We start from the raw sequence: 19,226 nt of genomic DNA, 5'->3' as shown, positions 1-19,226 counted from the left end.
TTTGCATACCTGACTGTTAGAACCTCAAGCCACGAGGCACCTCATGATCCGCGAAGAATTCCTGCGTTTGGCCGCTGCCGGCTACAACCGCATCCCGCTTGCCTGCGAAACCCTGGCCGACTTCGACACGCCGTTGTCGATCTACCTGAAACTGGCCGACGAGCCCAACTCCTATTTGCTGGAGTCCGTGCAGGGCGGCGAGAAGTGGGGCCGTTACTCGATCATCGGCCTGCCGTGCCGCACCGTGCTGCGGGTGCATGACCATCACGTCAGCGTGACCATCGACGGTGTTGAGACGGAAAGCCACGATGTAGAAGACCCACTGGCTTTCGTCGAAGCTTTCAAGGCTCGCTACAACGTGCCGACTATCGCCGGCCTACCGCGCTTCAACGGTGGCCTGGTGGGCTATTTCGGTTATGACTGCGTACGTTATGTGGAAAAGCGCCTGGGCAAGTGCCCGAACCCGGATCCGCTGGGCGTACCGGACATCCTGCTGATGGTGTCCGACGCAGTGGTGGTGTTCGACAACCTCGCCGGCAAGATGCACGCAATCGTCCTGGCCGATCCGGCGCAGGAAGACGCCTTCGAGCAAGGGCGCGCGCGACTGGAGGAGTTGCTGGAAAGACTCCGTCAACCCATCACCCCGCGCCCTGGCCTGGATTTCAGCAAGCAGCAAGCGGCTGATCCGGTGTTCCGCTCCAGCTTCACCCAGGACGACTATGAAAAAGCGGTCGACACCATCAAGGAATACATCCTGGCCGGTGACTGCATGCAGGTCGTGCCGTCCCAGCGCATGTCGATCGACTTCAAGGCCGCACCCATCGATCTGTACCGGGCGTTGCGCTGCTTCAACCCGACGCCGTACATGTACTTCTTCAACTTCGGTGACTTCCACGTCGTCGGCAGTTCGCCGGAAGTGTTGGTGCGGGTAGAGGACAACCTGATCACCGTGCGCCCGATCGCCGGCACACGCCCGCGGGGTGCGAACGAAGAGGCCGATCTGGCACTGGAGAAAGACCTGCTGTCGGATGACAAGGAAATCGCCGAGCACCTGATGCTGATCGACCTGGGTCGTAATGACACCGGTCGGGTATCGGAAATCGGTTCGGTGAAACTCACCGAGAAGATGGTCATCGAGCGTTACTCCAACGTGATGCACATCGTGTCCAACGTCACCGGCCAATTGAAGGCAGGCCTGACGGCGATGGATGCACTGCGGGCGATTCTGCCGGCGGGCACCTTGTCCGGCGCACCGAAGATCCGCGCGATGGAAATCATCGACGAACTGGAACCGGTCAAGCGTGGTGTCTACGGCGGCGCCGTCGGCTACTTCGCCTGGAACGGCAACATGGACACCGCCATTGCGATCCGTACGGCGGTGATCAAGAACGGCGAGCTGCACGTGCAGGCCGGTGGCGGCATCGTCGCCGACTCGGTGCCGGCGCTGGAATGGGAAGAAACCCTGAACAAACGCCGCGCGATGTTCCGTGCGGTGGCCCTGGCCGAACAAACCCCAGAAAACTGACTTCACGCAAAACCTGTGGGAGCGGGCTTGCCCGCGAAGAGGGCGGAACATTCAATATTCATGTTGACTGACAGGTCGCCATCGCGGGCAAGCCCGCTCCCACAGGGATCTCATCAGCATAAAAAAAACGCGGCGCCTGTGAAGGTGCCGCGTTTTTTATGCCTGCTGTTTGGTGCATCAGAAGTCCAGCGCAACGCCTATGTTTATGCCTTGCTGGGTAAAGTCATCATCCTTGCGCAACGTATACCCGCCACGTAGCGCCAGATCGGCCGTCAACTTGTGGCTGACGCCAAGGCTCAGGCGATTCAAATGGCTCTGCGGCGTATAACCCTCAAGCCTGAAGTCGAGGGAAGGCAGGCTATTGAGGGCAATGTTCACCTTCTGCACGTCATCGTCATATTCGCGCTCGTAGGCATATTCGCCAAACACTTGGGTCTGCGGGGTGATCCGGTATTTACCCTGCAGCCCGGCGCCGAGTCGTTTTGAATCGCGTTTCTGGTCATCAAAGGTCAGGGCCGTGGAACGAGTGGAGTTTTCCGAGTAACCGTCGACGTCCACTTTCGCGTAATCGGCGCTGATGAACGGCGACAGGTGCCAGTCACTGCCCGGCTGAGCAATGTCATAACCCAGGCGTGTGCTAAAGGCCCAAAGGTAGCCGTCGGTGTCGCCTTTCTCCGCACCTTCGCCACCGCCCAGATCGAACTTGCGTTTGAGGTTGTCATAATCCAGCTTGCCACCGGTCAACGCTGCATCGGCCCACCAACGGTTCTGCTGGAACTGGGCGAATACCGTGGCCAGGTAGCTGTTGAGTTTGTAGTCCGAGTCGTTATCGCCTGCCTCCAGATCCTGATGATAGAAGCCCGCCGCCACACCCACGCGCCAGGCTTCATTGAGGCGATAGCTGCCGCCGATGTTCAGGTTGTAGCCGCTGCCATCGGCACTGGCGCCGCTGTCCTGACTGTCGACGTCCAGATGCTGACCGCCGCCGGCGACAATAGCGCGCCATTGGCCAACGGCCTGCCAGTCCTCCCAGTCGGATTGCCATTGGCTGCGCAGTTCATCCTGATGCGCACGTAACGTGGCGTGGGCCATTTCCGGCAGCAGCGTCAGTTCCCAAGGCGCAGCGAGCAAGGAATAGGCGTAATCGGACACCAGCTTTTGCCCGGCCTCGGTCGGATGCACCCCATCGTTGTAAATCAGTTGGCTGGGGTCCGGGTTGGCGCTGTTGATGCCAAAGGTAGCGTTTTCGGTGCAGCCGTCACCGCTGAAGCAAGTCGCCGTCAAATTCTGCCCGGTAGCAAAACCGAATCGCGCCGGATCGGCAACGGTTTCCTGCAGCAACAGGGGAATGTTCAGCGGAATGATTTCGGCATCGATCCCCGCCAGTCGAGTGACCAGTTGTCGGTTGAAGGCCGCGCTCAGTTGCGAAGTAGGCCCCTGCAGAGGGCTGCCATTGATGGCAGGGGTCAATCCCAGGTCGGGCAACAGCCAGACCATGATGTACCGGGCACCGGCCGTTTGCAGTACCTGAACGCTGTTTGCCAGGCGGTCCGCAGCGGCATTCGCCTGGGCGCCGCTTTGCACGCGCCCTTGCAGGAAGTCGTTACCGCCGCCGGAGAGGTAATAGAGTGCGTTCGGATCTGCACGCAAATTATTCGTCGGTAAGTAACCCAGTCGCGCACGTTCACCCGTGGCGGATACGGTGGTGATGGAATCGAGGATCTGATCGGTGCGGTAACCACCGACAGCCCAATTGTTACCATCCGCAAGGCCCTGGGCGGCGCGGGCGGCTGACGTCGAAGCGGCGGTCTGGTCCGCTGAGAATCCAAGCCTGCCTCCAAGCAATTGGGTCGAGTTGGCGGAGTAGGCTTCGCCGCTGCCGTCCTGATAAGTCGGCCCGGTCCGGTTGGTGAAGCGCAGGGTCGAACCGGGAGGGCCGCCCGTGTCGGTAAACTGCCCCGCATCGTTGAGGCTGTCGCCGAAGACGATGAAGTTCGAATAAGGATTGGGCGCCGCGATCGCCTGGGCGCAGGCCATGGCGAGCAGGCAACCGGCAAGCGGTGCAAACAGCGTCTGTCTGATCATGAGCAAGTCCGTTTGTTTATTGTTTTAGTGAGTGAAACGACAGTGCCAAAAAACTATAGAGCCTGATGCCATTCGGCGCGAACCTGGCGAATGTTTCACTTGCTTCGACCGCCCCATATTGCACGCTCTGCCCAGCTAAGTTACTGTGCCAAGACGTATAAATGAGACCTTCCCCGTGTTGATCGTCAGCAAACTTCTGGATCAAGTCATCAAGGCACACGCCCGCTGGCGTTGGCGCGCCTGAATCCTTCTGCCGGCCCGGCCGGATCTTTACCGCTTTGCCTTCTTTATTCGTGCCATTGCGCTTTGCTTCGCGATTCCAGCGACCGCCAAAGTGCAGGACGCTGCGGGTAAATCATTCGAAGGCTGTATTAAGTCAGTGAATTTTTGAGGTTCTTAACGCCATGTTGCTGATGATCGATAACTACGACTCTTTTACCTACAACGTTGTGCAGTACCTTGGTGAGCTGGGCTCCCAGGTCAAAGTCGTGCGCAACGATGAACTCACGGTTGCACAGATCGAAGCCCTCAATCCTGAGCGCATCGTCGTCTCTCCCGGTCCTTGCACCCCGACCGAAGCCGGCGTCTCGATTGACGTCATCAAGCACTTCGCCGGCAAACTGCCGATTCTCGGTGTCTGCCTGGGGCATCAGTCCATCGGCCAGGCTTTTGGTGGCGATGTGGTTCGCGCGCGCCAGGTCATGCACGGCAAGACCAGCCCGGTGTTCCATGAAGACAAAGGTGTCTTTGCCGGCCTGAACAGGCCGCTGACGGTCACCCGCTATCATTCATTGATCGTCAAGCGCGAAACCCTGCCCGATTGCCTCGAGCTGACCGCCTGGACCCAACTGGAAGACGGCTCGGTCGACGAGATCATGGGCCTGCGTCACAAGACCCTGAACATCGAAGGCGTGCAGTTCCACCCTGAGTCGATCCTCACCGAACAGGGCCACGAGTTGTTCGCCAACTTCCTCAAACAAACCGGCGGCACGCGCTAAGGACTATTCATGAATATCAAGACAGCCCTGGGCCGTATCGTCGATCACCTCGACCTCAGCACCGATGAGATGCGCGACGTGATGCGCGAAATCATGACCGGCCAATGCACGGACGCGCAGATCGGCGCGTTCATGATGGCCATGCGCATGAAGAGCGAAAGCATCGACGAAATCGTCGGTGCCGTGTCGGTCATGCGTGAGCTGGCGGACCAGGTCGAACTCAAGACCCTCGACGGTGTAGTCGATGTGGTGGGTACTGGTGGTGACGGTGCCAACATCTTCAACGTGTCGACCGCTTCGTCCTTCGTGGTCGCGGCGGCCGGTTGCACGGTGGCCAAGCACGGCAACCGCGCGGTCTCGGGTAAAAGCGGCAGTGCCGATTTGCTGGAGGCGGCCGGTATCTACCTGAACCTGACCCCGGTCCAGGTGGCGCGCTGCATCGATAATGTCGGCATCGGCTTCATGTTTGCCCAGACCCATCACAGTGCCATGAAGCACGCCGCCGGCCCGCGCAAGGAACTCGGGTTGCGCACCTTGTTCAACATGCTCGGCCCGCTTACGAATCCGGCCGGTGTGAAACATCAGGTGGTGGGTGTATTCACTCAAGCGCTGTGCCGGCCATTGGCCGAAGTCCTGCAGCGTCTGGGCAGCAAGCATGTGCTGGTGGTCCATTCGAAGGACGGCCTGGACGAATTCAGCCTGGCGGCACCAACCTTTGTCGCGGAACTGAAAAACGACCAGATCACCGAGTATTGGGTCGAGCCGGAAGACCTGGGCATGAAAAGCCAGAGTCTGCATGGTCTGGCGGTGGATAGTCCGGCGGCGTCCCTGGAGCTGATCCGCGATGCCCTGGGCAAGCGCAAGACCGAAAACGGTCAAAAAGCGGCTGAAATGATCATGCTCAATGCCGGTGCCGCGTTATACGCCGCCGACCATGCGAGCAGTTTGAAAGAGGGTGTTGCCCTGGCGCACGATGCGCTGCACACCGGCCTTGCTCGGGAGAAACTCGAGGAGCTGGGTGCATTTACCGCGGTATTCAAAGTGGAGAATGAGGGATGAGTGTACCGACGGTTCTGGAAAACATTCTGGCGCGCAAAGTCGAGGAAGTCGCCGAGCGTAGCGCTCGTGTCAGCCTCGCCGAGCTGGAAAGTCTGGCCAAGGCGGCCGATGCACCCCGTGGTTTTGCCAAGGCTTTGCTGGCTCAGGCCAAGCTCAAAGAGCCGGCAGTGATTGCTGAAATCAAGAAAGCTTCGCCGAGCAAGGGCGTGATCCGCGAGAACTTCGTTCCCGCCGACATTGCCAGGAGCTACGAGAAGGGCGGCGCGACCTGCCTGTCGGTGCTCACCGATATCGATTACTTCCAGGGCGCCGATCTGTACCTGCAACAAGCCCGCGCGGCGTGCAAACTGCCGGTGATCCGCAAGGACTTCATGATCGATCCGTACCAGATCGTCGAAGCCCGTGCGCTGGGGGCCGACTGCGTGCTGTTGATCGTCGCCGCCCTGGACGACGTGAAAATGGCCGAACTGGCCGCCGTGGCCAAAGGTGTCGGCCTTGATGTGCTGGTGGAAGTCCACGATGGCGATGAGCTGGAGCGGGCCTTGAAAACCCTCGACACTCCGCTGGTGGGCATCAACAACCGCAACCTGCACACCTTCGAGGTCAACCTGGAAACCACCCTCGATCTGTTGCCGCGTATCCCGCGCGATCGTCTGGTGATCACCGAAAGCGGCATCCTCAATCGCGCCGATGTCGAGCTGATGGAAATCAGCGACGTCTACGCGTTCCTGGTTGGCGAGGCGTTCATGCGTGCCGAGAATCCGGGCACTGAACTGCAGCGTCTGTTCTTCCCGGAGCGCGGTATTCCTGTCAGCGGTTCTACCCTCGACTGAAAAAGCACCGCGAGCAAGCTTGCTCCTACAAGAGCGAGCCTGCTCGCGATAGCGGCATAAGAAACACCACAGACTTTTTGTCTTACGGAGTACCTTGTGACCTCACCTGTTTCTCTGACCATCGCATCCGGCCTGCAAGCCGAACAGGATTTGCTGGCCTCTGTCTGTGCCGGCGATGCGGAGTTTGGCCTGCTGTTCTGGCAGCCAAGCGATCAGGCATTAGTGATGCCGCGCCGCTTGAATCGCTTACCAGGTTTCGAACATGCCTGCGAAGTCTCCGCCGCTGCTGGCTGGCCGGTGCTATTGCGCGATACCGGTGGCGAACCTGTTCCGCAATCGGCCACAACGATCAACATTGCCCTGGTTTACGCGCCGCCGCGCAGCGAAGGGGATCTGAACCGCATCGAGACCGGCTACCGGCGTCTGTGCGATCCGATCTGCCAGTTACTGGATGAGCTGGGCGGCACTTCGTCGCTGGGCGAAATTGACGGTGCGTTCTGTGATGGCCGGTTCAACGTCAACCTGGATGGGCGCAAGATGGTCGGCACCGCCCAGCGCTGGCGCCAGAGTCAGGGTGGTCAGCGTCCAGTCGGGCTGGTTCATGGTGCGATGTTGCTGGATAACGAGCGCGAATCGATGGTCGCGGCGGTCAACCGCTTCAATGAGGCCTGCGGCCTTGAGCAACGGGTGCGCGCCGAAAGCCACATCGCCTTGCATGAGAAGTTCGCAGCAAAGGATGCGCTGGAACGCCTCGATGAACTCTACCGGCGAATGCTGGCGCAGATCTTCAGCGGCTAAGTCTACGAGCCTAGCGCGTACCGAAGACCACCATGGTCTTGCCTTTGACGTCCACCAGGTTGCGCTCTTCCAGATCCTTGAGCACGCGTCCGACCATCTCCCGCGAACAACCGACGATCCGTCCGATTTCCTGACGGGTCACCTTGATCTGCATGCCGTCGGGGTGGGTCATGGCGTCTGGCTGCTTGCACAGTTCAAGCAGGCAACGGGCGACGCGACCGGTGACGTCGAAAAACGCCAGGTCACCCACCTTGCGCGTGGTGTTGCGCAGGCGTTGTGCGATTTGTCCGCTTAATACGTAAAGAATGTCCGGGTCCTGCTGGGACAATTCGCGGAATTTCGCGTAGCTGATTTCCGCCACTTCGCATTCGACCTTGGCCCGCACCCAGGCGCTGCGCTCCTGTTCCAGACCTGCCTGCTCGAACAGACCCAATTCACCGAAAAAATCCCCGGCGTTCAGGTAGGCGATGATCATTTCCCGACCGTCGTCGTCTTCGATCAGGATGGTGACCGAACCCTTGATGATGAAGAACAGCGTTTCCGAGCGGTCGCCGGCGCAAATGATGTTGCTCTTGGCCTGATAGCGACGGCGCTGGCAATGCATCAACAGCTTGTCGAGGTTTTTCATCTTGGGGTTGGGGGCAATAGCAACCATGGTTGTATCCCGAAAAGACTGCACGGTGTGTTGGGTTTTTTGTGAATTGCGCACGTTGGGGCATAGCTGGCCATGCGCCAGTGAATTGGCGCCAGCTTACCAGACACTTCCTGCAATATTCGAGATTTTACCTACAGCGTCGCAGGTTATGTCCTAGGACGGCGATCACTGTCAATCAAGGGGCCTGTGCTAAGCTGGCGACCCTTTTTTTAGACAGTGGAGTCTTGGCGATGAAGGCACGCATCCAATGGGCTGGCGAAGCCATGTTCCTCGGCGAATCCGGCAGCGGTCATGTCGTGGTTATGGACGGCCCGCCCGAGGCCGGCGGTCGTAACCTGGGTGTCCGGCCGATGGAAATGCTCCTGCTGGGTGTAGGCGGATGCAGCAATTTCGATGTGGTCAGCATCCTCAAGAAATCACGCCAGGCCGTCGAGAGTTGTGAAGCCTTCCTCGAAGCCGAGCGTGCGACCGAAGATCCAAAGGTTTTCACCAGGATCCACATGCATTTTGTGGTCAAGGGCCGTGGCCTGAAGGAAGCGCAGGTCAAGCGCGCCATCGAACTGTCCGCGGAGAAGTATTGCTCGGCGTCGATCATGCTCGGGGCAGCAGGTGTCGAGATTACCCACGATTACGAGATCATCGAGCTGGGTTGAATCGAGATCATAAAAAAGGCGACTACCTCACGGCAGTCGCCTTTTTTGTCTCTGACGCAGCCGGTCAGATCCGATAAGTACTCTTGGTCATGACCTTGGCCATCAAACTCATCCCGAACTTCACCGGCGCCGGAAAGCGGAAACCGCCAGCCTCCAGTGCGCTTTCGGCATGTTGCTCTTCATCGATGCGCATCTGCTCCAGGATCGCCCGGGATTTTTCATCCTCGGCCGGCAGTTGCTCAAGGTGTTCGTTCAAGTGCTTGCACACCTGATCTTCCGTCGCGGCGACAAAACCCAGGCTGACTTTGTCGCTGATCAGGCCTGCAACAGCACCAATCCCGAATGACATGCCATAGAACAGTGGATTGAGAATACTGGTGTGGCTACCCAACTGATGAATGCGTTGCTCGCACCACGCCAGATGGTCGACTTCTTCTTCGGCGGCGTGCTCCATGGCGACGCGCACTTGTGGCAGCCTGGCAGTCAGGGCCTGGCCTTGATACAGCGCTTGGGCGCAGACCTCTCCGGTGTGATTGATGCGCATCAGCCCGGCCACGTGGCGGGTGTCTTCGTCACTCATTTTCGCATCAGGTTGCACGATGGCGGGCGACGGACGGTAAGGCTGGCCGCTGAAGGGCAGCAGGGTGCGCATCGCGGCATCGGCTTGCAGCAGAAGGCGATCAATCGGCGAGTAGTGACGTTGGGTAGTCATGCTGACCTCCGGAGGAATCTCGGTGGCCAGTTTAACCCAATCGGCCGGGGAAGGTTTGCGCTGGGACATTGCGACGCAGGCAATATCTGTAGGAACCCGGCTTGCCGGCGAAGGCGATCTCAATCACGCCATCGCCGGCAAGGGAAAATACAAATCAGCCCGGCGGCCAGTGCATCTGCCGCTGACCCAGCACATGCATATGAATGTGGTAGACAGTCTGCCCACCTTCTTCATTGCAGTTCATGACAACGCGGAAACCTTTTTCGCAACCCAGTTCCTTGGCCAGGCGTTGGGCGGTAAACAGGATGTGTCCAGCCAGCGCCTTGTCGTCCTCGGTCAGGTCGTTCAAGGTGCGTACCGGCTTTTTCGGGATCACCAGGAAGTGCACCGGTGCCTGTGGCGCGATGTCGTGGAAGGCCAGTACCTGGTCGTCCTCGTAAATGATATTCGCCGGGATTTCCCGGTTGATGATCTTGGTGAACAGAGTATCCACAGCTGTTTTCTCCGTTGTTTGAGCTGGCCTGAGTGTACCCATGGCGGATGCGCCAGCCCAGTGTTTTACCGCAGGGCCATTCAGCGCGGGCAGTGGGCCTTGATGACCATGCCGGAGATTGTGCGGATCAGCCAGCGCGAGCCGAACCGGGGCAGGGTGGCGAACCAGCGGTTGCGCCGCCCGGGAATAATGATTGCGCGATTTTTCTCCAGGGCCCGCACGGTATAGAGCGCGACTTCCTCCGGGCTCATCAGCATTTTACTGTTGGCCAGTTTGTCGTTGTTCAGTTGCGCTGTGCGGAAGAACGCCGTGCGAGTCGGGCCGGGGCATAGCACCGAGACCTTGACCGCGCATTTTTTCAACTCGACGCGCAGGCCTTCGGAAAAGTGCAGCACATAGGCCTTGCTGGCGTAGTAAGTGCTCATCCACGGGCCGGGCTGGAACGCCGCGACCGACGCGACGTTGAGGATCTGTCCGCCACCCTGCAGCGCCATGCTGTTGCCGACGGCATGGCACAGGCGGGTGAGCGCCAGAATGTTCACTTCGATCAGGTCCTGCTCGGTCATCCAGTCCTGCGCCAGGAACGGGCCGCAGGTGCCGATGCCGGCGCAGTTGACCAGCAGGTCGATCTGCCGGTCACCTTCTTCCAGCTCCAGCAAAAAGCCGGACAGGCGTAGCGGCTCGCCCAGGTCACAGGCACGGAACAACACCTCCACGCCAAAACGTTGGGTCAGTTCAATCGCAATGCTTTCCAGCTGATCACGCTGTCGGGCCACCAGTATCAGGCTGCGGCCGCGCCGGGCCAGCGCTTCGGCCATCGCCAGGCCGATGCCGCTGGAAGCGCCAGTGATCAGAGCGTAACGGGTCATGCCATTCTCCATCGCAACAGCTCCGCGCCGCGACGCAGGTGTCACGGGCGGGGAGCGCTGTTCATTCTTTCGCAGAGTCTACAGGGGGCAGGGCTTCTTCGGCTGCCTCGGCTGGGGAATTTGCTTCAGGTTCGACGTCGATATCGATTTCCTCGGTGCTCACCGAGCCGCTTTGGTAGCTGCTTTCGAGGCTGTCTTCATACTCTTGCTGGATTGCCGAGATACCACCCAGCATAGCGGCGACGCCAAACAAGCCGATAAACACAATCCACAATGCGCACAGAACCTTGACCGCCGTGCTGTTAGGCGGCGGGGGTGGGCCATAACGATTGGCGCCGGTATTGCCTGGCACGAGCATGATCACCAGCGGGAAAAAACTGCCTATGAACGGAACCAGGTGAAGGAGCCAGAGCCAGCCCGACCAGCCGATATCATGCAAACGCTGAACGCTGAACAGAACGCCGACAACTATGAACGCCAGGAACAGGAAGAAGGCCAGGATGCCGCCGAGGATCAGTCCGGTGGTGGAATTGCCACTGACCAGGCCCAGGCCGATGAGCGCAAACACGCCGACAACGGGCAGGGTGACCAGGCTCAGCACCAAGGTCCATGCCAGAAACCGCAGGCGTCCGATTCGACCTTCAATGCTGAAGGGCTTGAGTGCGGCGAACTCCGGCAGTTTTTCGCCGACGCGGGCCTGTGGAGGCGCATAAGGGGAGTGGGGCTCAGCCGCAGCGGGATGGTCGTGAACATCGGCCAGGTCAAGCTCGATCGAAGGTTCCGTCTCGATCCGGGCATCGATGCCAGTGTTTTTCAGGGCCTGGAGGTAGGTCTGCGCATCCGCCTGGGACAGGTCGCGCTTGAGTGCTACCGGTCGACCATTGAACAGGCGCTCGATGGCGCTGACGTCGCTCTTGAACAGCGTAGCGAGATTGAGTTTGGCGCTGTTGAGATCAACACCCGGCAACAGTGCTCCGTCGAACACGATCTTGTAACGGTTTTCGCTCATTGCCCAGGCATCCTTGTCGCCAGTCATTGGTACGAATAGCCAGCCTCGGCTGGCCCGAATGTTCAGCGCGGCCAGTGTTGGCGCAGCTGCGCTGCTTGTTCCTGCGCCGTGCGGTACTCGGCGTCGAGGCGCGCGACCAGTTGCTCGACGCTCGGCAAGTCATCGATTTCACCCACGCCCTGGCCCGCGGACCACACGGTTTTCCAGGCTTTGGCTTCATCGCTGATGGGTTTGAGCTTGGAGCCGAAATTGACCTCGCCCTTGTTTTGCAGGGCTGCCATGTCGAAACCGGCGGCCTCCAGGCTCTGGCGCATGAAACTTGCCGGTACACCCGACACCGCTGGAGTATGGATGATGTCTGCCGCTCTGGATGTCAGCAGCATCTCTTTGTAGGCATCCGGTGCATGACTTTCGGTGGTGCCGATAAATCGCGTGCCGAAGTAGGCCAGGTCGGCGCCGAGCAATTGCGCGGCGAGAATTTCGTGGCCGTGATTCAGGCACCCGGCCAGCAGTAGGGTCTTGTCGAAAAACTGGCGGATTTCGGCGATCAGCGAGAACGGGCTCCAGGTCCCGGCATGTCCGCCGGCACCCGCAGCGACGGCGATCAGCCCGTCCACCCCCGCCTCAGCGGCTTTCTCCGCATGGCGGCGAGTCGTCACATCATGGAATACCAGGCCGCCGTAGCTGTGGACCGCATCGACCACTTCCTTCACGGCGCCGAGACTGGTGATCACGATCGGCACTTTGTGTTCGATACAGATTTGCAGATCCGCCTGTAATCGCGGGTTGCTGTTGTGAACGATCAGGTTCACCGCGTAGGGCGCGGGATTCTCCAGTTTCGCCAGCCCGGCTTCGATTTCTTCCAGCCAGGCCTTGAAACCGCTGCTCTCGCGCTGGTTCAGCGCCGGGAAGCTGCCGACCACGCCATTGCGGCAGCAGGCGAGCACCAGTTGCGGGTTGGAAATCAGGAACATTGGCGCCGCCACCACGGGCAGACGCAAACGTTGTTCGAGCAGAGCGGGCAGCGACATTGGAAATACCCCGGTAATGGGTGCCTGTTGATTTAAAACGGCCGGACGACGACCAGAATTACGATAGCCAGCAATATCAGGACTGGCACTTCGTTGAACCAGCGATAAAAGACATGGCTACGGGTGTTCTCGCCACGGGCAAAGCGCTTCACCTGCGCGCCGCACATGTGGTGGTAGCCGATCAACAATACGACCAGGGTCAGTTTGGCGTGTATCCAGCCACCCTGGCTGAAGATGTCTGGATTAAGGTAGATGAGCCAGCCACCGAAGATCAGCGTGGCGATCATCGAAGGTCCCATGATGCCCCGGTACAGCTTGCGTTCCATGATGCTGAAGCGCTCCTTGCTGACCGCGTCTTCGCTTTGAGCATGGTAGACGAACAGACGCGGCAGGTAGAACAGGCCGGCAAACCAGCAGACGACGCTGATGATGTGGAAAGCTTTGAGCCACAGATAAAGCATTTTGGTTATTCCCAGGTTCACGGTAGCCCGGATAGTAGAGGGTTGAGGCTCCACACGTCACCTTGCCGGTTGTCGCAGGACGATACGGGCCCTATTATCGACGGCTTTCCAGTGGGTTCGTTGAGGGCAGGTTTATGGTCAAGGTCGGTATCGTCGGCGGCACGGGTTACACCGGTGTCGAACTGTTGCGTCTGTTGGCACAGCATCCGCAAGCTGAAGTGGTGGTGATCACTTCCCGATCCGAGGCTGGCCTGGCCGTGGCCGACATGTATCCGAACCTGCGAGGCCATTACGACGGCCTGGCGTTCAGCGTTCCGGACATCAAGACCTTGGGCGCCTGCGATGTGGTGTTCTTCGCCACGCCGCACGGTGTTGCGCATGCCCTGGCGGGCGAGCTGCTGGCGGCCGGGACCAAGGTCATCGACCTGTCCGCGGACTTCCGTCTGCAAGACGCTGATGAGTGGGCAAAATGGTACGGCCAGCCGCACGGTGCACCGGAGTTGCTGGACGAGGCGGTCTACGGTTTGCCGGAAGTCAATCGTGAACAGATCAGGAAAGCACGCCTGATCGCCGTGCCCGGTTGCTATCCAACCGCCACTCAATTGGGTTTCCTGCCATTGCTTGAAGCGGGCCTGGCCGATGCTTCGCGCCTGATCGCCGACTGCAAGTCCGGCGTCAGCGGTGCCGGTCGTGGCGCTGCCGTAGGCTCGCTGTACTCCGAGACGTCGGAAAGCATGAAGGCTTACGCCGTCAAAGGGCATCGCCACCTGCCGGAAATTCGCCAGGGTCTGCGTCGTGCCGCCGGCAAGGACGTTGGCCTGACCTTCGTTCCGCACCTGACGCCAATGATCCGTGGCATTCACTCCACGCTCTACGCAACCGTCGTGGATCGCTCGGTGGATCTGCAGGCGCTGTTTGAAAAACGTTATGCCGACGAACCGTTCGTCGACGTCATGCCTGCCGGCAGCCACCCGGAAACCCGCAGTGTGCGCGGCGCCAACGTCTGCCGTATTGCCGTGCACCGTCCACAGGACGGTGACCTGGTGGTCGTGTTGTCGGTGATCGACAACCTGGTCAAAGGTGCGTCGGGTCAGGCGGTGCAGAACATGAACATCCTGTTTGGCCTGGATGAGCGTCTGGGCCTGTCCCACGCGGGCATGTTGCCGTAACGCTGTATCGCACCCAGCAAAAGGCCCGTTGAACGGGCCTTTTTGCATTCAGGGCGGGCGACTGGGTTGGTTGATATACCATAACAATAGTTGACCGCTTTTCTAGGAGAAGCGGATAATGCGCGTCATCACGCAATATGACGGCGTAACGCCGGGAGATAGTCAGCATGAGCGTCGAATCCTTCACCCCCACGGCTTTGCAATTCACCCACGGTGCCGCGCACAAGGTGAAGAGCCTGGTCGATGAAGAGGGGAATGATCGCTTGAAGCTGCGCGTATTCGTTACGGGCGGCGGTTGTTCAGGTTTTCAGTACGGCTTCACTTTCGATGAAGAAGTGGCCGATGACGACACCATCGTTGAGCGCGAAGGTGTGAGTCTGGTTGTCGATCCGATGAGCTTCCAGTACCTGGCAGGAGCCGAGGTGGATTATCAGGAAGGTCTGGAAGGCTCGCGCTTCGTCATCAAGAACCCGAACGCGACCACCACCTGTGGCTGTGGCTCTTCGTTCTCGATCTGATCAGCGCGTCGGTATCATCAAAACGCCGCATGGCCCTGAGGCCCTGCGGCGTTTTGCTGTGCGTCACTTATGCGGGGTAGATGGCGCCGAGTACACGCAGCCCGCGAGCGCCAGTGACGCTTGGGCGATTGGCCGCGATGCCTTCCAGGCAGCAGTGGGCCAGCCAGGCGAAGGCCATGGCTTCGACCCAGTCCGGGTCTACACCGTGAGTGGCGGTGCTGCTGACAGTCGCATTCGGTAGCAGGTTGGCCAGGCGCTTCATCAGTGTGGCGTTGTGCGCACCACCGCCGCAGACCAGCAGCTCTTGAGTATCTGCCTGGGCGCTGTGCAGCGATTCGATGATGGTCAATGCCGTCAGTTCCAGCAGCGTTGCCTGGACATCCTCGGCAGCGAAGGTCGGCAGCGCTGCCAGATGGCGGGTCAGCCATGGCAGGTTGAAGACTTCACGGCCAGTGCTCTTTGGGCCCTTTGTCACGAAGAAGGGGTCGCTGAGCAGTGCCTTCAACAGTGCTGGTTCAATCTTGCCGCTGGCTGCCCATTGGCCATCACGGTCAAAGTTGTCTCCGCGCTGTTGGTGAATCCAGGCGTCCAGCAACACATTGCCCGGGCCGCAGTCGAAACCTGCAACGGGTTTGCCGGGTTCAATCAGGCTGAGGTTGCTGAAACCGCCCACGTTGAGCACCGCGCGGTTGCCGGTGCGTTCTTCAAAAAGCGCTTCGTGAAAGGCTGGAACCAGTGGTGCGCCTTGCCCGCCGGCGGCGACGTCGCGGCTGCGGAAGTCACTGACCACGGTGATGCCGGTCAGCTCGGTCAGTAGGGCAGGGTTGCCGATTTGCACCGTGAAGCCGCGAGCGGGCTCATGGCGAATGGTCTGGCCGTGACTGCCAATCGCGCGAATGTCTTCAGGCTTGATCTGCTGTTGGGCAAGGAGGGCATGAACGCCCTGCGCCGCCAGTTTCACCCAGTTCTGTTGGGCAATGGCGGAGCGGGCTATCTCATCCGGACCGCTGGCGCACAAGCCAAGCAGCTCGGCGCGCAGGGAGTCGGGCATCGGGATGTAATGTGTTGCAATCAGCCTGATCGCCGGGGCCTGCTCGATCAGCGCTATGTCCAGGCCATCAAGGCTGGTCCCGGACATCACACCTATATAGAGCGCCATGGCCTAGCGCTTGGCCGAAGCCAGCTGGGTGGATTTTTCCTGGTCCATGCGCGCCATCAATGGCTGGCTCTGCGCCAGGAAACGTGCACGTTCGGCTTTGGAAATAGGGTCGGCCATCGCTACTTTCTGGCCCAGCGGATCGACGTGTACGCCATTCACCTGGAACTCGTAGTGCAAATGCGGGCCGGTGGACAGGCCGGTAGTGCCGATGTAGCCGATGACCTGGCCTTGTTTGACGGTGCCGCCAGTCTTGACGCCCTTGGCGAAGCCTTGCATGTGGCCGTACAGCGTGCGGTAGGTATTGCCGTGTTGGATGATCACGGTGTTGCCGTAACCGCCGCGGCGGCCCGCCAGCAATACTTTGCCGTCACCGGCCGCCTTGATTGGCGTGCCGCGCGGTGCTGCGTAGTCGACGCCTTTGTGGGCGCGGATCTTGTTCAGGATCGGGTGCTTGCGGCCCATGGAAAATTTCGAGCTGATGCGGGCGAAGTCCACCGGGGTACGGATGAATGCCTTGCGCATGCTGTTGCCGTCAGCCGTGTAATAGCTGGTGTTGCCTTGCTTGTTGGTGTAGCGCACGGCGGTGTAGGTCTTGCCGCGGTTGGTGAAGCGGGCGGACAGGATCGGGCCGTTACCGACCGCTTTGCCGTTGACCACTTTCTGTTCATAGATCACATCGAACTGGTCACCCTGGCGAATATCCTGGGCAAAGTCGACGTCATAGCCAAACACGCTGGCCATGTCCATGGTCAGGCTGTGCGACAGGCCAGCACGGGCAGCGGACTGGGACAGCGAGCTGTTGATCACGCCATGCACGTACGCTGAGCGCACGGTGGGCTTGGCGGTCACGCGGTTGAAGCTGTAGCCCTTGTCGTTCTTGGTCAGGGTGATGGTCTCGAGGTCGCTGACCTGGCTGTGCAGGCTGGCCAGTTGCCCATCAGGACCCAGTTCGAATTCGAGTTTCTGCCCATGCTTGAGCTGGCTGAATTGCTTGGCCTGTTTGCTGCTGGCCAGCAGGTCATGTACCGAAGGGGCTGGAAGGCCGACTTTCTCGAACAGCGTGGAGAGCGTATCGCCTTTGGTGACGATCACTTCCCTGTGAGTGGGCGCCTTCTTTTCTTCGGCAACCGGTGCGGGGGTGGGTGCAGGGACTACTGGTGCAGGTGCGGCTTGAGCGGTTTCCTGGGGTTCCTGCACACTGTCTTCGATCTGCGCAAATGGAAACTCGACCGCCTCATTTGTGGCCTGGACGGCTTCTGCAGCGTCTTGTTCCTGTGTCAGTTGTTCAGCAGGGCTTTCCAGTTCAAGACTCAGGGTTGTCTTTTTGGCTTCGACATCACTGGAAGGAAATACCAGAAGCGCCAGGCTCAGAAGGGCGGCAATGCCACTCGCTGCGAGCAGGTGGGTCTTCGGGTAAAGCGGTGGCGCTTTAGACGATTCTTTGGTCATAAGTAGTGTTTTGACTTTGAAAAAGATGAATTGGAAAAGATGAATGACATGATAAAGATGAAATAACTGTATAAAATATAACCAAATCATCCCTTAAGCAAGTCCGCAGACGCTCTGTCAGCGGATTGGCGTCATTGCGCCGGCCAAACTTTGTATTTGCCGCGCGATCTTGTATGGTTGATCCCCTTTGAATTCGAGCCTTGCGGGTCTGTTATGAAGTCGGTTGAAGAGCAGCTAGCGCTGATTAAACGTGGTGCGGAAGAACTGTTGGTCGAGTCCGAGCTGATCGAAAAGCTCAAGCGTGGCCAGCCGCTGCGGATCAAGGCAGGCTTCGACCCGACTGCCCCTGATTTGCACCTGGGGCATACCGTGCTGATCAACAAGCTGCGCCAGTTCCAGGAGCTTGGTCACCAAGTGATCTTCCTGATTGGCGACTTCACCGGGATGATCGGTGATCCAAGCGGCAAGAGCGCAACGCGTCCTCCGCTGACCCGCGAGCAGGTGCTCGAAAATGCCGAGACCTACAAGACCCAGGTTTTCAAGATTCTCGACCCGGCCAAGACCGAGGTGGCGTTCAACTCCACCTGGATGGATCAGATGGGCCCGGCCGACTTCATTCGCCTGACTTCGCAATACACCGTGGCTCGCATGCTCGAGCGCGATGACTTCGATAAGCGCTACACGACCAACCAGCCGATCGCCATTCACGAGTTCCTGTATCCGTTGGTACAAGGCTACGACTCGGTGGCCTTGCGTGCGGACGTCGAGCTCGGCGGTACCGACCAGAAGTTCAACCTGTTGATGGGGCGTGAGCTGCAGCGTGGTTACGGCCAGGAAGCCCAGTGCATTCTGACCATGCCATTGCTCGAAGGCCTGGACGGCGTGAAGAAGATGTCCAAGTCCCTGGGCAACTACGTTGGTATCCAGGAAGCACCAGGTGTGATGTACAGCAAGCTGGTCTCCATCCCGGATGCACTGATGTGGCGTTACTTCGAACTGCTCAGCTTCCGCTCCATGGATGAGATCAATGCTTTCCGTGCCGATGTCGAGGCGGGTGCCAATCCGCGTGACATCAAGATCAAGCTGGCTGAAGAGATCGTTGCCCGTTTCCATGGTGAGGAGGCTGCGGCCAATGCTCATCGCGCGGCAGGCAACCGCATGAAGGATGGCGAGCTGCCGGACGATCTGCCTGAGATCGAATTGACGGCTGCCGAAGACATGCCGATCGCGGCTGTCCTTAATAAGGCAGGCTTGGTGAAGAACTCGGCTGTGGCCCGTGATCTGCTCGGTTCTGGTGGTGTGCGTATCGATGGCGAGGTGGTTGATCGCTCCTTTATATACGTACTGGGTGCGACCCACGTTTGCCAGGCCGGCAAGAAGGCATTTGCGCGTATTACGCTCAAGTCCGAATAAACCTGAAACAAAAGGTTGACGGCGAATTCCAGAAGCCTATAATTCGCCCCACTTCCGGCGCAGTCGAAACGGAAAACTCCTTGATAAACAATGAGTTACGCAGTTTTGACAGCAGGTTGCTTCAGTTCATCGAAGCCAGCAGGAAGTTGAAAAAGAGGTGTTGACAGCAGCGCGTAACGCTGTAGAATTCGCCTCCCGCTGACGAGAGATCTGAAGCGCAAGTGGTTGAAGTTGTTAAGGATTCCTTGAAAACTTCTGAAAAATACCACTTGACAGCAAATGAGGCTGCTGTAGAATGCGCGCCTCGGTTGAGACGAAAGATCTTAACCAACCGCTC

Annotated in this window: 19 protein-coding genes and 1 pseudogene; 9 read left to right on the top strand and 11 right to left on the bottom strand. The window is 59.3% G+C overall.

Annotated elements, in window-relative coordinates; translation table 11 throughout:
* Nucleotides 1-43 precede the first annotated feature (43 nt).
* The gene (gene trpE / locus SOP95_RS23735; protein ID WP_323608529.1) at nt 44-1,525 is read left to right on the top strand and encodes an anthranilate synthase component I; all 1,482 of its coding nucleotides are present in this window, start codon (nt 44-46) and stop codon (nt 1,523-1,525) included.
* A gap of 177 nt (nt 1,526-1,702) precedes the next feature.
* Here trpE and estP read toward each other — a convergent pair whose 3' ends face one another.
* The gene (gene estP, locus SOP95_RS23730; RefSeq protein ID WP_323608528.1) at nt 1,703-3,610 is read right to left on the bottom strand and encodes an esterase EstP; all 1,908 of its coding nucleotides are present in this window, start codon (nt 3,608-3,610) and stop codon (nt 1,703-1,705) included.
* A gap of 404 nt (nt 3,611-4,014) precedes the next feature.
* On the opposite strand from estP, the gene SOP95_RS23725 reads away from it, so the two are divergent.
* From SOP95_RS23725 to SOP95_RS23710, 4 genes are all read left to right on the top strand, one after another.
* On the top strand, nt 4,015-4,608 hold the full coding sequence (locus SOP95_RS23725) for an aminodeoxychorismate/anthranilate synthase component II (protein ID WP_274077990.1): 594 nt from the start codon (nt 4,015-4,017) through the stop codon (nt 4,606-4,608).
* Nucleotides 4,609-4,617: 9 nt separating this feature from the next.
* Complete coding sequence (gene trpD, locus SOP95_RS23720; RefSeq protein ID WP_274077991.1) at nt 4,618-5,667, top strand: anthranilate phosphoribosyltransferase; 1,050 nt, start codon at nt 4,618-4,620, stop codon at nt 5,665-5,667.
* Nucleotides 5,664-6,500, top strand: coding sequence for an indole-3-glycerol phosphate synthase TrpC (gene trpC, locus SOP95_RS23715; RefSeq protein ID WP_274077992.1), 837 nt, complete (start codon nt 5,664-5,666; stop codon nt 6,498-6,500). The genes trpD and trpC overlap by 4 nt, the downstream gene beginning before the upstream one ends.
* Nucleotides 6,501-6,596: 96 nt before the next feature.
* On the top strand, nt 6,597-7,298 hold the full coding sequence (locus tag SOP95_RS23710) for a lipoate--protein ligase family protein (protein ID WP_323608527.1): 702 nt from the start codon (nt 6,597-6,599) through the stop codon (nt 7,296-7,298).
* Between the two features lie 10 nt (nt 7,299-7,308).
* Here the strand turns inward: SOP95_RS23710 and crp are convergent, their stop codons facing one another.
* The gene (gene crp, locus SOP95_RS23705) at nt 7,309-7,953 is read right to left on the bottom strand and encodes a cAMP-activated global transcriptional regulator CRP (RefSeq protein WP_274077994.1); all 645 of its coding nucleotides are present in this window, start codon (nt 7,951-7,953) and stop codon (nt 7,309-7,311) included.
* 230 nt (nt 7,954-8,183) lie between these two features.
* On the opposite strand from crp, the gene SOP95_RS23700 reads away from it, so the two are divergent.
* The gene (locus SOP95_RS23700) at nt 8,184-8,606 is read left to right on the top strand and encodes an OsmC family protein (protein WP_274077995.1); all 423 of its coding nucleotides are present in this window, start codon (nt 8,184-8,186) and stop codon (nt 8,604-8,606) included.
* Between the two features lie 64 nt (nt 8,607-8,670).
* On the opposite strand, the gene coq7 is transcribed toward SOP95_RS23700, so the two are convergent.
* From coq7 to hemJ, 6 genes are all read right to left on the bottom strand, one after another.
* A complete protein-coding gene (coq7, locus tag SOP95_RS23695; protein WP_274077996.1) occupies nt 8,671-9,318 on the bottom strand; it encodes a 2-polyprenyl-3-methyl-6-methoxy-1,4-benzoquinone monooxygenase in 648 nt (215 codons plus the stop codon).
* Between the two features lie 154 nt (nt 9,319-9,472).
* Nucleotides 9,473-9,811 (bottom strand): histidine triad nucleotide-binding protein, encoded by a 339-nt coding sequence (locus SOP95_RS23690; protein WP_274077997.1) that lies wholly within the window; start codon nt 9,809-9,811, stop codon nt 9,473-9,475.
* An 80-nt stretch (nt 9,812-9,891) separates the two neighbouring features.
* Nucleotides 9,892-10,680: an SDR family NAD(P)-dependent oxidoreductase gene (locus SOP95_RS23685; protein ID WP_323608526.1), complete on the bottom strand. Its 789-nt coding sequence runs from the start codon at nt 10,678-10,680 to the stop codon at nt 9,892-9,894.
* A 61-nt stretch (nt 10,681-10,741) separates the two neighbouring features.
* Nucleotides 10,742-11,689, bottom strand: coding sequence for a DUF805 domain-containing protein (locus SOP95_RS23680; protein WP_323608525.1), 948 nt, complete (start codon nt 11,687-11,689; stop codon nt 10,742-10,744).
* A 62-nt stretch (nt 11,690-11,751) separates the two neighbouring features.
* A complete protein-coding gene (locus SOP95_RS23675; protein ID WP_274078000.1) occupies nt 11,752-12,720 on the bottom strand; it encodes an NAD(P)H-dependent flavin oxidoreductase in 969 nt (322 codons plus the stop codon).
* Nucleotides 12,721-12,752: 32 nt separating this feature from the next.
* Nucleotides 12,753-13,181, bottom strand: a complete 429-nt coding sequence (hemJ, locus tag SOP95_RS23670; RefSeq protein ID WP_323608524.1) for a protoporphyrinogen oxidase HemJ — start codon at nt 13,179-13,181, stop codon at nt 12,753-12,755.
* Nucleotides 13,182-13,315: 134 nt separating this feature from the next.
* Between hemJ and argC the strand changes: the two genes are divergently transcribed.
* Both argC and erpA read left to right on the top strand, forming a co-directional pair.
* Nucleotides 13,316-14,350, top strand: a complete 1,035-nt coding sequence (gene argC / locus SOP95_RS23665) for an N-acetyl-gamma-glutamyl-phosphate reductase (protein WP_323608523.1) — start codon at nt 13,316-13,318, stop codon at nt 14,348-14,350.
* Between the two features lie 167 nt (nt 14,351-14,517).
* On the top strand, nt 14,518-14,868 hold the full coding sequence (gene erpA, locus SOP95_RS23660; RefSeq protein WP_007906865.1) for an iron-sulfur cluster insertion protein ErpA: 351 nt from the start codon (nt 14,518-14,520) through the stop codon (nt 14,866-14,868).
* A gap of 67 nt (nt 14,869-14,935) precedes the next feature.
* Here erpA and SOP95_RS23655 read toward each other — a convergent pair whose 3' ends face one another.
* Nucleotides 14,936-16,027, bottom strand: a complete 1,092-nt coding sequence (locus SOP95_RS23655) for an anhydro-N-acetylmuramic acid kinase (RefSeq protein WP_323608522.1) — start codon at nt 16,025-16,027, stop codon at nt 14,936-14,938.
* A 3-nt stretch (nt 16,028-16,030) separates the two neighbouring features.
* Nucleotides 16,031-17,476, bottom strand: a complete 1,446-nt coding sequence (locus SOP95_RS23650; protein ID WP_323608521.1) for a peptidoglycan DD-metalloendopeptidase family protein — start codon at nt 17,474-17,476, stop codon at nt 16,031-16,033.
* A gap of 213 nt (nt 17,477-17,689) precedes the next feature.
* Between SOP95_RS23650 and tyrS the strand changes: the two genes are divergently transcribed.
* Nucleotides 17,690-18,889, top strand: a complete 1,200-nt coding sequence (gene tyrS / locus SOP95_RS23645) for a tyrosine--tRNA ligase (protein ID WP_323608520.1) — start codon at nt 17,690-17,692, stop codon at nt 18,887-18,889.
* A gap of 121 nt (nt 18,890-19,010) precedes the next feature.
* Here tyrS and SOP95_RS23640 read toward each other — a convergent pair.
* Nucleotides 19,011-19,226: pseudogene (locus SOP95_RS23640) on the bottom strand (hypothetical protein); the annotation flags it as partial.

It is taken from the genome of Pseudomonas sp. YuFO8, assembly GCF_035065025.1.
Taxonomy (GTDB): domain Bacteria; phylum Pseudomonadota; class Gammaproteobacteria; order Pseudomonadales; family Pseudomonadaceae; genus Aquipseudomonas; species Aquipseudomonas putida_AE.
The sequence above is the reverse complement of the archived record's forward strand: the minus strand, read 5'-3'. Positions and strand labels throughout refer to the sequence as shown.